At 57.7% G+C, this 14,136-nt stretch carries 15 protein-coding genes; 1 reads left to right on the plus strand and 14 read right to left on the minus strand.

All coding sequences use genetic code 11. The annotated features are described in order from the left end of the window. The first annotated feature begins 4 nt into the window (after nucleotides 1-4). Entirely contained in the window at nucleotides 5-2,224 is a 2,220-nt protein-coding gene (locus tag BLP73_RS16540) for a type IV secretory system conjugative DNA transfer family protein (RefSeq protein ID WP_175453403.1), read from the plus strand. Nucleotides 2,225-2,274: 50 nt separating this feature from the next. Here the strand turns inward: BLP73_RS16540 and BLP73_RS16545 are convergent, their stop codons facing one another. From BLP73_RS16545 to BLP73_RS16600, 14 genes are read right to left on the minus strand one after another with little or no spacing between them, the layout of a single operon-like run. After that, a complete protein-coding gene (locus BLP73_RS16545; RefSeq protein WP_090747319.1) occupies nucleotides 2,275-3,288 on the minus strand; it encodes a TrbL/VirB6 family protein in 1,014 nt (337 codons plus the stop codon). Further along, entirely contained in the window at nucleotides 3,288-3,710 is a 423-nt protein-coding gene (locus BLP73_RS19170; RefSeq protein ID WP_139166007.1) for a hypothetical protein, read from the minus strand. The genes BLP73_RS16545 and BLP73_RS19170 overlap by 1 nt, the downstream gene beginning before the upstream one ends. Beyond that, nucleotides 3,707-4,681: an ATPase, T2SS/T4P/T4SS family gene (locus tag BLP73_RS16550; RefSeq protein WP_090747323.1), complete on the minus strand. Its 975-nt coding sequence runs from the start codon at nucleotides 4,679-4,681 to the stop codon at nucleotides 3,707-3,709. Before BLP73_RS16550 ends, BLP73_RS19170 begins: the two co-directional genes overlap by 4 nt. After that, on the minus strand, nucleotides 4,681-6,039 hold the full coding sequence (locus tag BLP73_RS16555; RefSeq protein ID WP_090747325.1) for a TraB/TrbI/VirB10 family type IV secretion system protein: 1,359 nt from the start codon (nucleotides 6,037-6,039) through the stop codon (nucleotides 4,681-4,683). The genes BLP73_RS16550 and BLP73_RS16555 overlap by 1 nt, the downstream gene beginning before the upstream one ends. After that, complete coding sequence (locus tag BLP73_RS16560; RefSeq protein WP_090747328.1) at nucleotides 6,036-6,749, minus strand: TrbG/VirB9 family P-type conjugative transfer protein; 714 nt, start codon at nucleotides 6,747-6,749, stop codon at nucleotides 6,036-6,038. The genes BLP73_RS16555 and BLP73_RS16560 overlap by 4 nt, the downstream gene beginning before the upstream one ends. Next, complete coding sequence (locus BLP73_RS16565) at nucleotides 6,746-7,414, minus strand: VirB8 family type IV secretion system protein (protein WP_090747331.1); 669 nt, start codon at nucleotides 7,412-7,414, stop codon at nucleotides 6,746-6,748. The genes BLP73_RS16560 and BLP73_RS16565 overlap by 4 nt, the downstream gene beginning before the upstream one ends. 5 nt (nucleotides 7,415-7,419) lie before the next feature. After that, nucleotides 7,420-8,232, minus strand: a complete 813-nt coding sequence (locus BLP73_RS16570; RefSeq protein ID WP_090747333.1) for a type IV secretion system protein — start codon at nucleotides 8,230-8,232, stop codon at nucleotides 7,420-7,422. 9 nt (nucleotides 8,233-8,241) lie between these two features. Beyond that, complete coding sequence (locus BLP73_RS16575; protein ID WP_090747336.1) at nucleotides 8,242-9,390, minus strand: lytic transglycosylase domain-containing protein; 1,149 nt, start codon at nucleotides 9,388-9,390, stop codon at nucleotides 8,242-8,244. Then, nucleotides 9,390-9,533 carry a hypothetical protein gene (locus BLP73_RS19490; RefSeq protein WP_175453404.1) on the minus strand — a complete coding sequence of 48 codons (144 nt, stop codon included), beginning with the start codon at nucleotides 9,531-9,533 and terminating at the stop codon, nucleotides 9,390-9,392. The genes BLP73_RS16575 and BLP73_RS19490 overlap by 1 nt, the downstream gene beginning before the upstream one ends. Continuing rightward, nucleotides 9,530-11,968, minus strand: coding sequence for a VirB4 family type IV secretion/conjugal transfer ATPase (locus BLP73_RS16580; RefSeq protein ID WP_090747339.1), 2,439 nt, complete (start codon nucleotides 11,966-11,968; stop codon nucleotides 9,530-9,532). The genes BLP73_RS19490 and BLP73_RS16580 overlap by 4 nt, the downstream gene beginning before the upstream one ends. Continuing rightward, entirely contained in the window at nucleotides 11,958-12,233 is a 276-nt protein-coding gene (locus tag BLP73_RS16585) for a VirB3 family type IV secretion system protein (RefSeq protein ID WP_175453405.1), read from the minus strand. Before BLP73_RS16585 ends, BLP73_RS16580 begins: the two co-directional genes overlap by 11 nt. Before the next feature lie 16 nt (nucleotides 12,234-12,249). Beyond that, the gene (locus BLP73_RS16590) at nucleotides 12,250-12,588 is read right to left on the minus strand and encodes a TrbC/VirB2 family protein (protein WP_245686720.1); all 339 of its coding nucleotides are present in this window, start codon (nucleotides 12,586-12,588) and stop codon (nucleotides 12,250-12,252) included. A 53-nt stretch (nucleotides 12,589-12,641) separates the two neighbouring features. Next, a complete protein-coding gene (locus BLP73_RS16595; protein ID WP_090747344.1) occupies nucleotides 12,642-13,265 on the minus strand; it encodes a lytic transglycosylase domain-containing protein in 624 nt (207 codons plus the stop codon). Nucleotides 13,266-13,290: 25 nt separating this feature from the next. After that, the gene (locus BLP73_RS16600) at nucleotides 13,291-13,695 is read right to left on the minus strand and encodes a hypothetical protein (RefSeq protein ID WP_245686721.1); all 405 of its coding nucleotides are present in this window, start codon (nucleotides 13,693-13,695) and stop codon (nucleotides 13,291-13,293) included. Nucleotides 13,696-14,136: the final 441 nt, after the last annotated feature.

Here is a 14,136-nt window from a genome sequence, read left to right on the forward strand (position 1 = left end):
GGGGATGGCAACCGAGAAACTGACAATACGGATGCGGTTGGCTGGCGGCGTTTCGCTGATTTCTGCCACCGCCGCCGCTATTGGATATGTCGTGGCAACAGGTGTGGTTCAATTCTGGTTCGGCCACGCAGAGCCCGACTTCCTTTGGCTGGTTCGCAACTATGCTGCGCTTCAGGAGCAGCAGCCGCAGCGGTGGGTTATCGTCAACACCATCATCGCCGGGTTCTTCTGTGCGGGATTGCTTGCCTCTAGCCGTATTGTCCAGGAGCAGTTGACGCGCTTCGGCACGACCCACTGGATGACGGCTCGCGAGATGAAGCGGAAAAACTTCTTCGGCGACGCCCGGACAGGATTTGTCCTCGCCAAGACGACAGGGCCGAAGAAGAAGGGCAAATACATCGTGTCGGGCAAGTTTCCGCATTGCCTTCTGGTGGCGCCAACAGGACGAGGCAAGGGCGTCGGCTTCGTCATCCCAAACCTGCTTTCCTACAAGGGGAGCGCCGTGGTCCTCGATGTCAAAGGAGAAAACTACGAGGCCACGGCGCGCTTCCGTGAGAAAATGGGGCAGACCGTCTATCGGTTCAGCCCGCGTGATTTCGATGAGCCGTCTTTCCGCTACAACCCATTGGCGCGGATCACGACCTACTCTAATCCTGCGAAGCGCATGGCCGAGCTGGAAAAGGTCGCGACCCTGTTCCTGCAGGCCGACGACAGTTCCGCCGCAAGCTTCCTGCCCAACAGCCGATCAATCTTCGTGGCCTGCGGTATCCTTGCCTATGAACAGGGCGACTTGACCTTGGGCCGGATTCACAAGCTGGCTTTCGGTGGTGGAGACTACAACGCCAAGTTCAAAGCCTATGCGCAGACCGTCAAAGATCGAAGCGCCAAGATCATCTTTGAGCAGCTTGCGGGAACGACCGAAAAGACGCTTTCAGCTTATATCTCAGTGTTGTCATCGGCGGGCATGTCAGCTTGGGCAAACCCTCATACCTGCGCGGTCACGGATGCCAGCGACTTTGATTTCTCTACGTTCCGCAAGAAGCCGCAGACCGTCTATCTCACCACCCCGTTCAATGACATTCCGACTATCGCACCGCTGATCCGGCTGTTCTTCGCGGACCTCATTGCAGCCTTGCAGGATCACGAGCCACGCAAGGACGAGCCCTTTCCAGTTCTGATCCTGATGGACGAGTTTCAGCGCATTGGGCGAATGCCCATCGTAGCCGAGAGCATTTCGCTTCTGCGCAGCTATGGTGGCAACCTTGCTTTGATCACGCAGACCATCCCCGACCTCGATGTGGTCTATGGAGAGCAAGTGCGAAAAACCTTGCAGGGCGGGGCAGGGATCAAGCTCTACCTGACCCCGAGTGAGCCGGACACCATTGCCGAGCTATCCGAAGCCGTAGGGATGACGACTAAGCGCGTCGTGAGCAAATCGAAGAACATCAAGGATGGTCTCTTCTCAAATAACATTTCCGAACGGACCGAAGAACACCCGCTGCTGACACGCGACCAGGCACGCCGCCTTCCCGATGATGACGTTATCATCGTAGTGGACGCCGATATGCCCATCCGTGCGAAGCGGCTAATGTATTACGACGACACAGCTTATCAGGAACTCTACGAGAGCCAGAATTTCGATGCACCGCTACCAATCCCGCCGCACGCGATCACGGAAGCCGACTACAAGTATATAGAGACAGCCGAAGATCTGGCTGCACAACGGGACGAAGCGGAAAAGGCAAAGGCTGATGCTCAGGCTCGCGCGGCCGAGAAGCGGGACGTGGCAGACGGCGAGGGAGGGCAGGGGGCTCTTTCTGAGAAGGACGCGCCTGCGGCCGAGCATGCGGACCATGAAGAGGCTTCTGCCCCGCAAGACCCACCATCTGCCGAGGCTGAGCCAGCCGCACCGTTGGCTGCTGCGTCTGATCTTCAGAAGAAGGCTGCCAGCGCGATTGAGGATGCGAACGGACAACAGACTTTCGACCTGCCAAACACTGGCGCTATCAAGGGCAATCCGCCTGCGCCCCTGGCTCCGCCTTCCGATCTTCAGAAGAAAGCGGCACGCTTGCGCCGCCGGGGCAAGGAGCGTCAAGGCGCCTTGCCGTTGCCCGAGGTCAGCGGATCACCAGTGCAGGTCTCCGTCGAGGACGCGGCAGCGGCACGCTTGTCGATAGACGGCATGGCTTTGAAAATTGCAGAGGCCAAGGCTCGCGCTGTCTAAGTTGCCTCGACTACCACCAAAAAGGCCGGCGCTAGCGCCGGCCTTTCTCTTTAGTATTTCGCGCTTCGCGCGGCTATTCGTGTAGCTAAATCTCGGGAGCCAGCCGCCGCAAGATCCCCGTAGTTTTGCGCTCCGCTTGCTACCTTCTTGGCCCCGGCTGTGGCAGCGCGTGCTGCGGCGCTTGTGGCAAGTTTTCGTCCTGCAAGTGCTGCGGCGCCACCTACGCCTGCCGTCGCCAAGGCCGCTTGTGTCGGCGTCACGGCCATAATCATGCCGCTCAAAGAGCTGACGATCATGGGGATGCAGAGGGTGCAAACGGTCATGATAACCATGCAGGCAATGAACGGGATAAAGTCTGAAATGCTTTCGGTCATCGTGGTGTTCAGCGTGTCCATGTAACCCATAACAATGCGGATCAGCCCCCCAAGCATGACGGCAGTGACAAGCGGATACAGCATGTAGCTGACAGCGCCTTGCAGCCACCTGTTGAAATAGTCTTTCGTGACCTCGAACATGCTCAAGGCAATAAAAATGGGTGCGATCCCAAGATAGATCGTGACCATCACCTTACCGAAGATCAGCAGGAGAGCGGCTAGGGCAGCGAGACTTCCCATGCTGATGAACACGACCACGCTCATGATCGCCCCGGCCATCCAGCCCATAGGCTCCATGACTTGATTTGCCTTGTCAGCAAAGTCGGCAATGAAGGTGTCCATCGCAGCCGCCAAGTTGTTAGAGGGAACCTCTGAGCCTCCGAACTGGCCCAGTAGATTGGCTGAAATGCTGTTGATGCCGCTTTCGACGGCACTTGAGATCATGTTGAACTGGCCCCACACCAAGCCAATGCTGCCTATGGCAATCAGCTTTATGAAGGTGACGATGATCGCGCTTGCCGTCATGGGCCGGTATTGTAAGACCATGTTCACGCCGAGCATGACCACAGCAAGGGTCGCCATCACGGCAGTAAGGTTGCCCATACCATCCAGAACGGCCCCAAAGCTCGACTGCGCCACATCATCAAGCTGCCCCTGGGCCCGACCAACGAAGTCTTCAATCACGCCCATCAGTATATCCCCTGCGCTTTGCAGAGCTGATTGACTTCTCGGGTAAGGCGGCTTCGCGCGGATCGCGAATAGTCTCTTACCCACTCGCTGCTTGCATTATCCGGTAGGGTGATGAAGCGCTCTTCCACATCTTCCAGAGCTGCATCCCAAGATGGAAAGCGGAGTTCGCAGGTGCATTCGCCGTTGGCGGCTTCAATGCTAGCTGCGACTTGATGGATGTAGGAGCTTTCCATAAAGCGCAAAGCACCTACGCCCTGCACCCGGCGATCTTCGACCTCGGGAGGGCGCGGAGCTGTGCATCCTCCTGGTGTCTTGTAGGTTTCCACTTGGGACACATCGTCCTCATTCGAGAACGTCATGAAGCTACCGGCCGAGGCTGCTAGGGCCGAAAACCCAAAAATGCCAGCAATCATCCACTTCATGCCGCTTCTCCTAACGATGGAATGTAAATCTGCGCGATGCCGCGATCTTCTCCAATGCGGCCTGTCTGGATAATCACGTCAATGGTGCGCAAGATGTAGTTGCGAAGATCTGCGTAGCTCATCCGAACGTCTGAGCGGCCTGCTGCAATCGCCAGTCGATCGAGCGCCAATTCTGGGGTTTCCGCATGGATAGTTGTCATTGAGCCGCCGTGGCCGGTGTTGACGGCTTCTAGGAACGTCATCGCTTCGCGGCCCCGCACCTCGCCAACAATAAGGCGATCCGGCCGCAACCGAAGGGTGGCTTCAAGAAGCATATCCGTGGTTCGGGTGGTCCCGCCCCGTTCGGCGATCAAGGATACTGTGTTGGGCTGCGACGGGAACAGTTCGCGGGCATCCTCAATAGTGATGATCCGTTCGTTGCGCTGGATCATGGAAATGATCTTCCGAAGCACCACGGATTTCCCAGTATCGGTTCCGCCTGAGATCAGAATGTTCAGCTTGTTCTCCACGCAGAATTGCAACGCCGCCTTCAGGTCTCCACCAGCTACTAGTTCGGCAAGACGAGCGTTGCGCTTCTTGCGTTCCGCATTCAAATCTACGGGCTTGTCGTGCAGAAACTTCAGCTCGATTTCATCAATAGGCAAGGCGGCGAACAGTCGGAACGACAATGCCGCCTCCTGCGGTGTGGCCGGAGCCAAGACCCCCTGCGCCCGGATCGGCCGGTCAGCATGGGAAACGGTCGCTGAGACTAGCAGCTTGTCGCGGCCGGTTTGCGCCTGGTTCTCCCCGGCAATTTGGTTTGAGAGCGAGTGACCAAAGCCAGCGTCCACTTTCTCGCCTGTATCTCTCATATGCACGTCGCCGCGCTTCAAGACCCAGATGCTGCGGTCCGGATTGACTGAGATTTCCACCGTGGCTGGATCATCCAGCCACGGCTTGAAGCGGTCGAGCTTGTGAGACAGCCAACCCATCAGAAGATCTCCAGGTCTCGGTCAACCATGATCGTGACCAACGAGCCCTGCTTGACTGCAATTGTCGGCTTGCGGTTCAGGTAGTCGCTCAAGGTGCCTTGCAAGGCCCCCGTCATGTTCTGCGACAAAGCATTGGCAATGTCCGAGGCGTTGCTGTCGTTGTCCTCATTTGTCAGAGCAAGGGCAGGCCCTATGCCAACCAGACTGATAAGAGCGGCAGAGCCGAAGCGTGCCCCGAAATGCGTTCTTACTACGCCTTCCATGCCCGAACGGCCGATGAAGTCACCTCCATAAGCACCAATGTCCACAGCCTGATTGTCAGGCATGATGATCCTGTTCCAGACGATCATCGCCCGGCGCTGGCCGAGGTCCGTGTTGTCGTTATAGGCCCCGATGACACGCGATCCTCTGGGGATGAGGATGCGCGAACCGTCGAAGGAATGCACATCCTCAGATACCAGCGCACGGATCGCGCCGGGAAGGTCCGTGTTGATAGCAGTCTCCAGCACTGCTTGAATCATCGTCCCTTGCATGACGGTGTTAGCCGGATTGGCGATGATCTTGGCCTGTTCCATTGATGCACGAGATGCCTGCTGGCGAGCGAACCGCTCGTTCTGGCTTTGCCGCCGTAGGTTAGGGTCTATTCCCGCCGTTTCCGGATAGGCGCCTGCGCCGGCTGCGCCGCCACCGGGACCGCCGCCGCCAAAGGCGATCAAGGGTGATGACACCCGTGCGCGGTAGAATTCTTCTGCTTCAAGGTCTCGGTTCAGTTCGCCACTGTTGGAGCCTAGATCGTAGTTTCCGCCAGTAATGCGAGCTGCATCAAGTTGTGCTTGAAGCTGCGCAAGCTGCCGTTCACGTTCGGCAAGATCACGCGCGCTCTCGCTCTGCATTCGGTTCATCGTGGCTTGCAGTTCCGCAACCTGGTCAAGCAATGCGTCGATCTGAGGGTCATTCGCTGTGATCGGCGCATCTTCCTCCACGAAAATCTCAGTCTGCGGCTGCTCGCGCAGCCGCTCGATTTCCGCTTGCAGTGCTGCAATCTGCTCTAGCAGAGCGGGGTCAGGTTGGGGCTGCTCCGGTTCACGCCGCATCGGCAGAGGCATACGAGGGAAGGGAGCTTCGCTAGAGGTCTGGAACTGTTCGGGCTGACCAGTCGGCAAGGACAGCTGCGCCGCTGTGTTGGTCTCCGGCCAGAACATGAAAGCGATTATGCCGCCGCAGACAGCCGCAAGAGCGGTGCCGACGAGCATGTTGTTCTGACCGCCAGAACCGCCGCGGCGGTTGTTCGCCCGCGACTCTTGCACTTCGGCCGCAAGGCGTGCGGCATCGGACTCAAGTTCGTTTTGCTCGCTCATGAACGTGGGTCCAGACGCTTGATGACAGTTTCCGTGGCGGAAATTCGCAGCACCCAATAGGGGCTCAGGCCACTCACCCGAATAGTGCCGTCCGGGAGCGTGGTGCTGTTAACAGTCCTTTCAGGTCCATTCGAGGTCTTGAAGATCGCCGGAAGCTGCGCGCTGCGCGGAAAGCGGAAATAGGTGAAATCCCCGTCATCCCAAACATGCGACGGCAGGGCCGCATTTCTTTCGCTAGCTGCGTAGCCGTGCCACTCTCTTGTCGGGTTGAGTTGCTTGTTCTGCGGCTCGGCGGCGGCAGTCCGCGGCGCCTGCGCGACAACGCCACCATCGAAACGCACAACATAATCCGCCCTTTGCCCTGCTTCCTGCAGATGCAGGTAATAGGCACGACGATTGGTATACACGGTCATGTTGGTCGAGCCGCCGGGAACGGTCGGCTTGACCACGAGCGCCCGCCCGCCTGGAACGCCGTCAAAGTTGAACCCCTCAGTATCGCCCGCCACGATACTGGTAATCTCTTCGCCGGGACCAAACTCGACGGAGGTTACGCGCATCATGCCGACATTCACGCGATAGACCTGCCCATCCTGATATACAGCGTTCCGAACTCGGGAGTCGTGCCGTCCAGCCGCAGGCGTTACTTCAGCCAGTGCAGGGCTTGCCAAAGTGGCTGCGCAGAGCGCAGCGCCGATCAACCATTCTCTCATTGAATGTCTCCTTCACCCCGGAAGCGTTCGGCTGCTACGGTGTATTCGCTGACAGTGAAGCCGAAAGGGTTGGCCCAAACTCCGTCCAAGCTGCGGAGAGTGGAAGGGTCATAATCATAGGCCAGAGTGACGACGAAGGTGCCTTCCGTGATGCCGTCGCTCGTCGTCAGGCGCTTAGTGAGGCGGGCTTGCGCGCGGTTGTTCCCTATGTCCGAGATCGAGGACACGGCCACGTCAATGCGGGAGTTTTCGCCGTAGATTTTCGGTGGATATTCCGGATTTTGCTCGTTCCATACCTGCTGCAAGGAACGTGCCGCTTGTCCGGTAGAGCGGGTAAATACACCCTCGATCCGAAGATCATTATCAAGCTGGTTGTAGGTTTCTCTGTCGCGGACATAAGCATAGACAAGCGATTGCATCACAGCTTCCCGCTCGGCCAAACTGATCGTGCCGACATTTGCCATCGGCAAGGCTGTGCCAGTGGACGGATCGAACGGGATCAAGGCAGGAGCCGGCTTGTCGATGTAAAGGGCCACAAGTGCTGCGGCGAGACAGCCGGTTATGCCAAAACCGCTGGCGATAAAGGCGATACGTTTCCACATCGCGGCTTCATCGCGCGCGCCGTAGATCAGCTCTTCCTCGAAAACGTCTTTGATGTTGCTCATGGAAATTACTCGTTCGAGAAGGTCATGTAGGCGCGTTCCTCGGCAATAGTCGCGGCCGACAAGACGCCAGCCTGACCGTTGTAGACGGCCTCGATGGATTGCAGTTCGAGAGACTTGGCGAGCTGCACCGACAGTTCCGCCAGCATCCGCGTGTTGAGGTCGATGGACTCTTTTATGTCCACGCTGCTCTGCGTCATTTCGACCAGCGTGTTGACGCGTTCGAGAGAGGACGCAGTTTCGGCATAGGTTTGTTCTGCCGTCGCCGCCAGAACCGCGCCGCTGGATGCCTGAGCGGCCACCCGCTCTGCAGCGGGAACACCAGAAGATGCCATCCCCGTGACAGTTTCTTGCGACAATCCAGCGGTGGACAAGGCGGTGTTTACGGCCTGTGTCAACTTATCCGACTTGCCGGAGTTGAAGCCGGACCAGTCGCCGCTCATTCCGGCCTGAATGGTCCCCAGCACATTGGTCATATTGCCGTTGAGAATGCCGTCCAGGTTTTGGCCCATTGCCATGTCCACAATGTTCCGCGTGCCGGAAAACTGGCCGTAAATGTCCTGCAACTGCGTGAGTTGCGCTTGCAACTGCTCGACCTGCTTGACGGCATTGGACAGAAGATCCGCCTGCACGCCCGCATCGCGCAGCATGGCCTCAAGCTGCTTGATGGTCTGTAAGGTATTCTGGCCGTCGATGGTCGGAACGCCTTGCGCCCATGCAGCCGAAGGACGGACCGTTTCTGCAGTGGTCAGGCCCGTGATCGCGAGAACCGCCACCACAACGCCGGTTCTTGCAATTTGACCCATACGCTTGAAAAGCATTGTGGAACCTCAGTCGTTCGAGAATTTCATGAATTTGCGTTCTTCGGCATGAGCCGTGGCTTGCTGCAAAGCCTCGGCACTGACCGTCTTGTTCTGCGCTGCGAGGACACGGACCCGGAGGGCCATGATCCGGCCCATCTCGGCACGCGCATAGGTGTTCAGCGCCCAAGCCTGTGACGGATTTTGGTTCTGCTCCATCTGGCTGATAATCGCCTTCAGTCGATGTGCGATGGCTGCAATTTCCTGCACCATGTTGCCGCCATAGGCAGATGCTCCGTCGCCCATCATGGCGAGGTTGGCGCCAGCGGCATCAACAGGGGCTATGGTCCCAAGGGCGTCCACTCCGCCGATTGCGGCCAAATACTCGTTATACTTGGCGGGGATCACTTGGACGTAGTGCCGTGTTTCCGCGAAGGGAGGCACGCCGCCATATTTCTGCACGTTTCCTGGCCCCGCATTATATGCGGCGAGGGCGAGAACGATGTTGCCGTCGAACATCGACAGCATCCTTGCGAGATAGGTGGCCCCACCAAGAACCTGCGAATAAGGGTTGGTTCGGTAGTCGCCCGCAACTCCGACTTCCTTGGCCGTTCCCGGCATGAGCTGCGTTAGACCCCACGCGCCGGCATGAGAGCCGACGAAGGGATTGAACCTGCTTTCCTGCCAGATCATCGCCTGAAGCAACGCCCGCCACTGCGCCTGCGACAGCCCCGCCTTGGAAACGCCAGCATGGCTGTAGGTTGCCTTGGTGCCAGCAATGATGACTTCTTCCACAGTCAGGGCGGCATCACCAAAAGTCTTGCTCGCTGCCGCGTTAGTGTCTGTCGGGTTATAAAGGGTTTGGGCCGATGCCGCAGACTGGCCTGCGCCAGCCTCAAGGGTCTGGATCATGTCGCCAGTCGGGCCAACTGGCAGGGAGCCAGCCTCGATCAGCTTGTCGAGTTCCGCGATGATTTCCGCGTCAAGCTGCAACTGTGCTTCGGCCCGAGACAGCTTACGTTGCTGCCGCGTGAGATCGCGTTCCTGTTCGGCCAGGATCGCTAAGTTCTGCTTGAGCAGGTTTCCATCAATAATGGGAACGCCCTGTGCTGCAGCAGGGACCGTGCTAGCGCACAGCCCTACTACCGCAAGCGCCTTAGCAAATGTCGCTCGGTGCATCATCCTTCAGCCCAAAGCTCATGAATGGGCGTAAATTTGCAGACGGGCTTGCCGTTCACGAAGCAGGACGAACGAGCGGGACTGGTGCTTGCACAGGCCGACACCGTGAAGGCCAGAACACAGATCATGATGACGTACTTCATGCGATTTCTTCCTTCTTCTGGGTGCGTGCTTGGTAAGCATCGAGAGCCGCACGGCCCGTCTTGCTGCCACCAAGGATGTTCAGTGTTTCCCCGAGCGCGCCGAGGTTCACGTCCACTACGACTGACGCGGAGGAGTTGCGGATAAGGGCCAGGCGCGATCCGGTGGGTGCGCCGAGAACCATCCCCATTTCCCGGTCATTCAGATGAAGCGCAGCATAGTTGTCTGGCGATGCCCGACGGTTGGGGATCAGGATCTGTGTTTGGACACCTTGCAGAATTGCCGCGCCTGCCTTGCTCTTCTCGAGCTGCGAGGGGAATTGCGTAACCATCACTACTACGGCATTGAGCTTCCGCGCCGTGACCAGCCACTTTTCCAGCTTGTCGGCGAAGTATTCGGTGCCGAGCGCATTCCACGCTTCATCAATGACTGTGATCGTTGGATGACGGTCCTGTAGCTTCCGCTCTAGGCGCTGGAAGATATAACCGAGGATCGCCGTGCGCTCCTTCTCGTTATCGGAGTCGAGAACGGCCGTCATGTCGAAGCCCATGACGTTCTTATCGAGGGCGAAGTTGTCTACCTCGTTGTTGCCGAACACCCACCCATACCGGCCTGAAGGCGCCCATTCCTTCACCCGCTGTTCAAGATCGCCGCTGTCATCGAGGTGGCTGAACAGAGACGGAAAGCCGTTGAAGTTGCGAAGATGATCCGGAGCCCGCGCTGTTTCCACTACAGCATTATGAAGCTGCTGTGTCTGGACCGGTGACAGGGGCCGTTCAGGACGATTGAGGAGCGCAGTCAGCCACTCGCTGAGCCATGCCTGTCCGGCAGTGTCCCTTTCCGCATAAAGCGGATTGAGGCCCGTGGGCTTGTGCGGTGAAATCGTCGTGTAGCTTCCACCCAGAGCCTCGATCTGAACCTCCAAGCCGCGCAGGTAGTCGAAGGCGAAGACCCGTGCGCCCACCCGCTGCGCTTGCGTCATCAGAAAGGAAATCAGCACGGACTTGCCGCCGCTGGAGGGGCCGAAGATGACGGTGTGACCTGCAGGTGGCTCCTTGTCCGCTTCTCCGGCCGGATGAAAAGAAAACAGGTAGCCGCTCTTTTCAGGCGTCGGAAACACGGTCAGAGGCGTGGCCCAAGGCAGCACCTCGCCGGTCAGGCCGGTGGGAGTGCGATGGAGTGCGGCCATACCAGCAAAGACGTGGTTGCTCACCAGGCCGGTCCGCGCCCGATATGTCGCGTTCCCCGGCCATTGAGCGAAGTAGTGTCCCTGCCCGGCGAAGGCTTCAGTAATGATCTTGGTGCCGTTTTCCTGCGCGATCTGGCGCACATCGGCGGCTGCGCGTGCCAAGGTCTTTTCGTCCTCAGCATAAATGGCGACAGTCATGTGATGATAGCCAAGGGTTTCCAAACCAGAGGCCACTCTGTTGCGACCCTCGCGCAGCTTGTCTTGGTCCGTTTCCGCCGCATCCCCAGAGCCGCGCCGCTGCTCAAGGTTGCGCCGGATCAATTCGCTGGCTCTATCGTCGCTGATTGGAACGAAGGAATTGGTTATCACCATGTCGATCGGCAGGTTCAGTTCATCGAACATTCCCGGAAAGGTGCCGGTCGGATAGTTCTTGATCGTGAACACGTGGCCAACGCGGTTTGACACCACACCCCCGCTCACATGCACCCGCGTCCCCCGGAAGGTAGGCCGGTAGTTGCAGATGCTCCGAGCCAGAATTCCTAGTTCGTTGCTGGGGAAGGCGGGCAGTTCAACGCCCGTCCCAATGCCTTCAAGGAAGCCCACTAGCTCGCCCGATGCTCCTGTTAGGACGCGCGCATTCAGATGACCTAAAGTGGCGAGAACGACACCTACCGTTTCATCGAGGTCAGTCAGCCGTTCAGCCCTATTAGCGATGAACGCCTCCAGCGCGTCTTTCTTGCGCGAGCGGGAGAACAGCTCTTTCAGCTTGTCGCCTGCCGACAGACTTCCAAGCAGTCCTGCCGGACGATTAATGATGCTGATGGTCAGCGTCTTGTCGCGCAGCACCCGACCCGCAACTACAGCTTTCCAGGCTGCATCGACCTCCTGTGCAAAGCCTTCAGCTTCAATGTCCGTTAGTGAGACTTTGAAGGGGCGGCTGATCTTGTGGATATAAACCGAATACCGCTCGCCCTGCTGCGCAAGGATTTCAGCCACAGCATCTTTGAGTAGAATAACATCGCGGTCGCTGGACGTCATGGAGTTGAGGCCATCGACCCTGATGCACTGGATCAGCTCGCCGCCACGCGTCAGGACTGTCTTATCGTCAGCCTGCAATGACACGAATGGCAGGAACGCCTCAAATTGTAGCTCGTCCTTCATAGCACGCGGGAATACCGTTTTACCGTGCTGTGAGCTGAAAAGCCGCTTGAAGCCTGCGGGCATCGCTTTCTTCTGGTTACGGCTCATACGAGTCTCCACCCCAAACTTTGCGGTTTTTTGAGGGGCCGAAGTTCTTCAGCGTTTTAGTAATAACGTTGAAGAAATTCGGGTCCCATTTTGCCAGCCCGTAAAGGGCTGGGTAGAAAACGACGATTGTTGCCAATGCCCAAAAGCTTTCGGCCCACATGAACCCGAGCATGACCGTCGCAAAAAGAATGACGGCAGAAGTCAGAGGAAGTCCGAAGAGTTTTGCGGGACGAAGAAGGCCCCTATAGACAGTATCCTTTTCCACCGTCATTCCTCGCCTATCAGGTGCTCCAGAGGGAGTTCACTATGGTGGCGGCCGAGCCGACAATTACGATCGCGACCAGAATGTAGATCGCCAACCGCATCTCGATGTAGCCCATGAACCAGCCGATGCAGACGCAGACGAGTGCAAGAGTTGCGATGGTCTTGCCCAAGGTTCCCGTCAGCGCCGTCACGATGCTCTGCAGGAAGGTCTGGATGGGATTGAGGTTGATTGACTGTGCCGCCGCCGGTTCACTCCACATAATGGAGAAGACAAAGGCTGCCAGCATCACTAGCCCCACCTTGGTCCACGTATCAATTTGGCGGGGAGCCGTGTTCATAACCTGGGCGTAAGACATACGGGATCGTGCGGGCCCCGAGGCCTGCATGAGAAAGGACATAGAATTAACTCCTATTCAGCGGTTGCTATAGTCAGTCTATGGAACACCGCCATGACCTTCCGGACGTGGCCCTGTGTTTCCCGATACGGAGGGATCCCCCCGTGTTGCTCGACTGCTCCGGGGCCAGCGTTATAGCCTGCGAGCGCAAGTTCCTTTGATCCAAACCGATTGAGAAGCATCAGCAAATAACGTGCCGATCCATCAAGGTTTTGGTGCATGTCGTGGGGGTCTACGCCTAATTTGGCGGCGGTCGCAGGCATGAGTTGGCCCAAGCCGATAGCGCCTACATGGCTGCGCGCCCGGGGATTATAAGCACTCTCAATTTCGATATTGGCGCGATAGAAGTTGCGCCATTCCATCAGCGACATTCCAGCCTTGCGCAAGGCAACATGACCGCCGTAGCGGACTGCGGCTTGATCGATGGCATTGAGAACTTCTTCACTGCCCCGAACGGCTCTTGGAGCGCGAAATCCAGAATCGGGTGTCGCAAGCAGCGACATCGTATTTTCGGGGAGCGAAGCCGAGGGTGTTGTTCTCGAAATTATTGGTTGCCCGCCAGACCCAAAATGGCGGGCAAATCCGCTGCTTTGTTCTCTAAACTGGAAAGCTCCGTCGGAACCCGGCACGAGAACCATGCCGTTGCCGTAAATTTTAGTAGGGTTAAGCGTCAGCCCCGCCAGTAGGCAAGCCACTGCCGCTGGCGCCGCTTTCCTCGCTTGAGTTCTTTGCAATGGAATGGAGGGTGCGGTTCCCGCTGAAGAGCGGCGTGTCCACATGCGCGAAGCCGACCTCGTGCATGAAAGATGTAAGGCCGTTAATAGTCTTGAAGACCCTGACTTTGATTTCGTCGATCTCTCCGACACGGCGTGGTGTCGTAACAAGGAGTTTCTCAAACGTTCGATCTGTATTGACGACCCGAACGATCCACTCGCCATACCAGACTGATGCTTTGCGGTAAGCCTCAGCTTGGCAGACAACTTCGGCAAGGTAGCCGCTGGCGACAAGCTGTCTGAATGTAAGTTCTGTAACCACATTCGGCGTTTCTTTTTCTAGTTCAGTCCCCACGCCTGTGGCCCCTCCAACAGGTAGGACCCGGCACCCTTCTCGGGTGCCCAAGTTCTACAACAGTATAATGTTGACGGCAAGCCTATAGAGTTGCTGGCCGCGTTATTTTCTCAGCGCGGTCATCAGTATGACGCGAAACCGTGAAAATGAAGCTTTTTTGGCGGGTGCTTGACTGCATGAGGTGCTAGGCGCGGTCTCACGGCCGCGGACCGAGGGCTTGCGGCCACTTGCATCACAAACCGCCCCCTTCCAGGCCACCTAAGCGGTTGCTTGGAGGGGGCGGGGCAGGAACAACCCCACAGAGCCCGTTGGGCTACTAAGCTATGCGGCATCAATGGTTTGTGGCTTCGGCAGCTCTAAGCGGACCGCTTTCAGCCAAACCAGAAGACAATGCTGAATTATGAGACGGCGGCTCTAGCGACGTCTATTCGTAGACGACAT

This window comes from Paracoccus tibetensis, from assembly GCF_900102505.1.
Lineage (GTDB): Bacteria > Pseudomonadota > Alphaproteobacteria > Rhodobacterales > Rhodobacteraceae > Paracoccus > Paracoccus tibetensis.

What these genes read in the sequence shown, in the direction of transcription:
- BLP73_RS16555 (WP_090747325.1), bottom strand. Translation starts at nt 6,039, where the DNA reads ATGAGCGAGCAAAACGAACTTGAGTCCGATGCCGCACGCCTTGCGGCC.
- BLP73_RS16550 (WP_090747323.1), bottom strand. Translation starts at nt 4,681, where the DNA reads ATGGGTTGGCTGTCTCACAAGCTCGACCGCTTCAAGCCGTGGCTGGAT.
- BLP73_RS19170 (WP_139166007.1), bottom strand. Translation starts at nt 3,710, where the DNA reads ATGAAGTGGATGATTGCTGGCATTTTTGGGTTTTCGGCCCTAGCAGCC.
- BLP73_RS16590 (WP_245686720.1), bottom strand. Translation starts at nt 12,588, where the DNA reads ATGTCTTACGCCCAGGTTATGAACACGGCTCCCCGCCAAATTGATACG.
- BLP73_RS16540 (WP_175453403.1), top strand. Translation starts at nt 5, where the DNA reads ATGGCAACCGAGAAACTGACAATACGGATGCGGTTGGCTGGCGGCGTT.
- BLP73_RS16595 (WP_090747344.1), bottom strand. Translation starts at nt 13,265, where the DNA reads ATGGTTCTCGTGCCGGGTTCCGACGGAGCTTTCCAGTTTAGAGAACAA.
- BLP73_RS16545 (WP_090747319.1), bottom strand. Translation starts at nt 3,288, where the DNA reads ATGGGCGTGATTGAAGACTTCGTTGGTCGGGCCCAGGGGCAGCTTGAT.
- BLP73_RS16580 (WP_090747339.1), bottom strand. Translation starts at nt 11,968, where the DNA reads ATGAGCCGTAACCAGAAGAAAGCGATGCCCGCAGGCTTCAAGCGGCTT.
- BLP73_RS16565 (WP_090747331.1), bottom strand. Translation starts at nt 7,414, where the DNA reads ATGAGCAACATCAAAGACGTTTTCGAGGAAGAGCTGATCTACGGCGCG.
- BLP73_RS16560 (WP_090747328.1), bottom strand. Translation starts at nt 6,749, where the DNA reads ATGAGAGAATGGTTGATCGGCGCTGCGCTCTGCGCAGCCACTTTGGCA.
- BLP73_RS16575 (WP_090747336.1), bottom strand. Translation starts at nt 9,390, where the DNA reads ATGCACCGAGCGACATTTGCTAAGGCGCTTGCGGTAGTAGGGCTGTGC.
- BLP73_RS16570 (WP_090747333.1), bottom strand. Translation starts at nt 8,232, where the DNA reads ATGCTTTTCAAGCGTATGGGTCAAATTGCAAGAACCGGCGTTGTGGTG.
- BLP73_RS19490 (WP_175453404.1), bottom strand. Translation starts at nt 9,533, where the DNA reads ATGAAGTACGTCATCATGATCTGTGTTCTGGCCTTCACGGTGTCGGCC.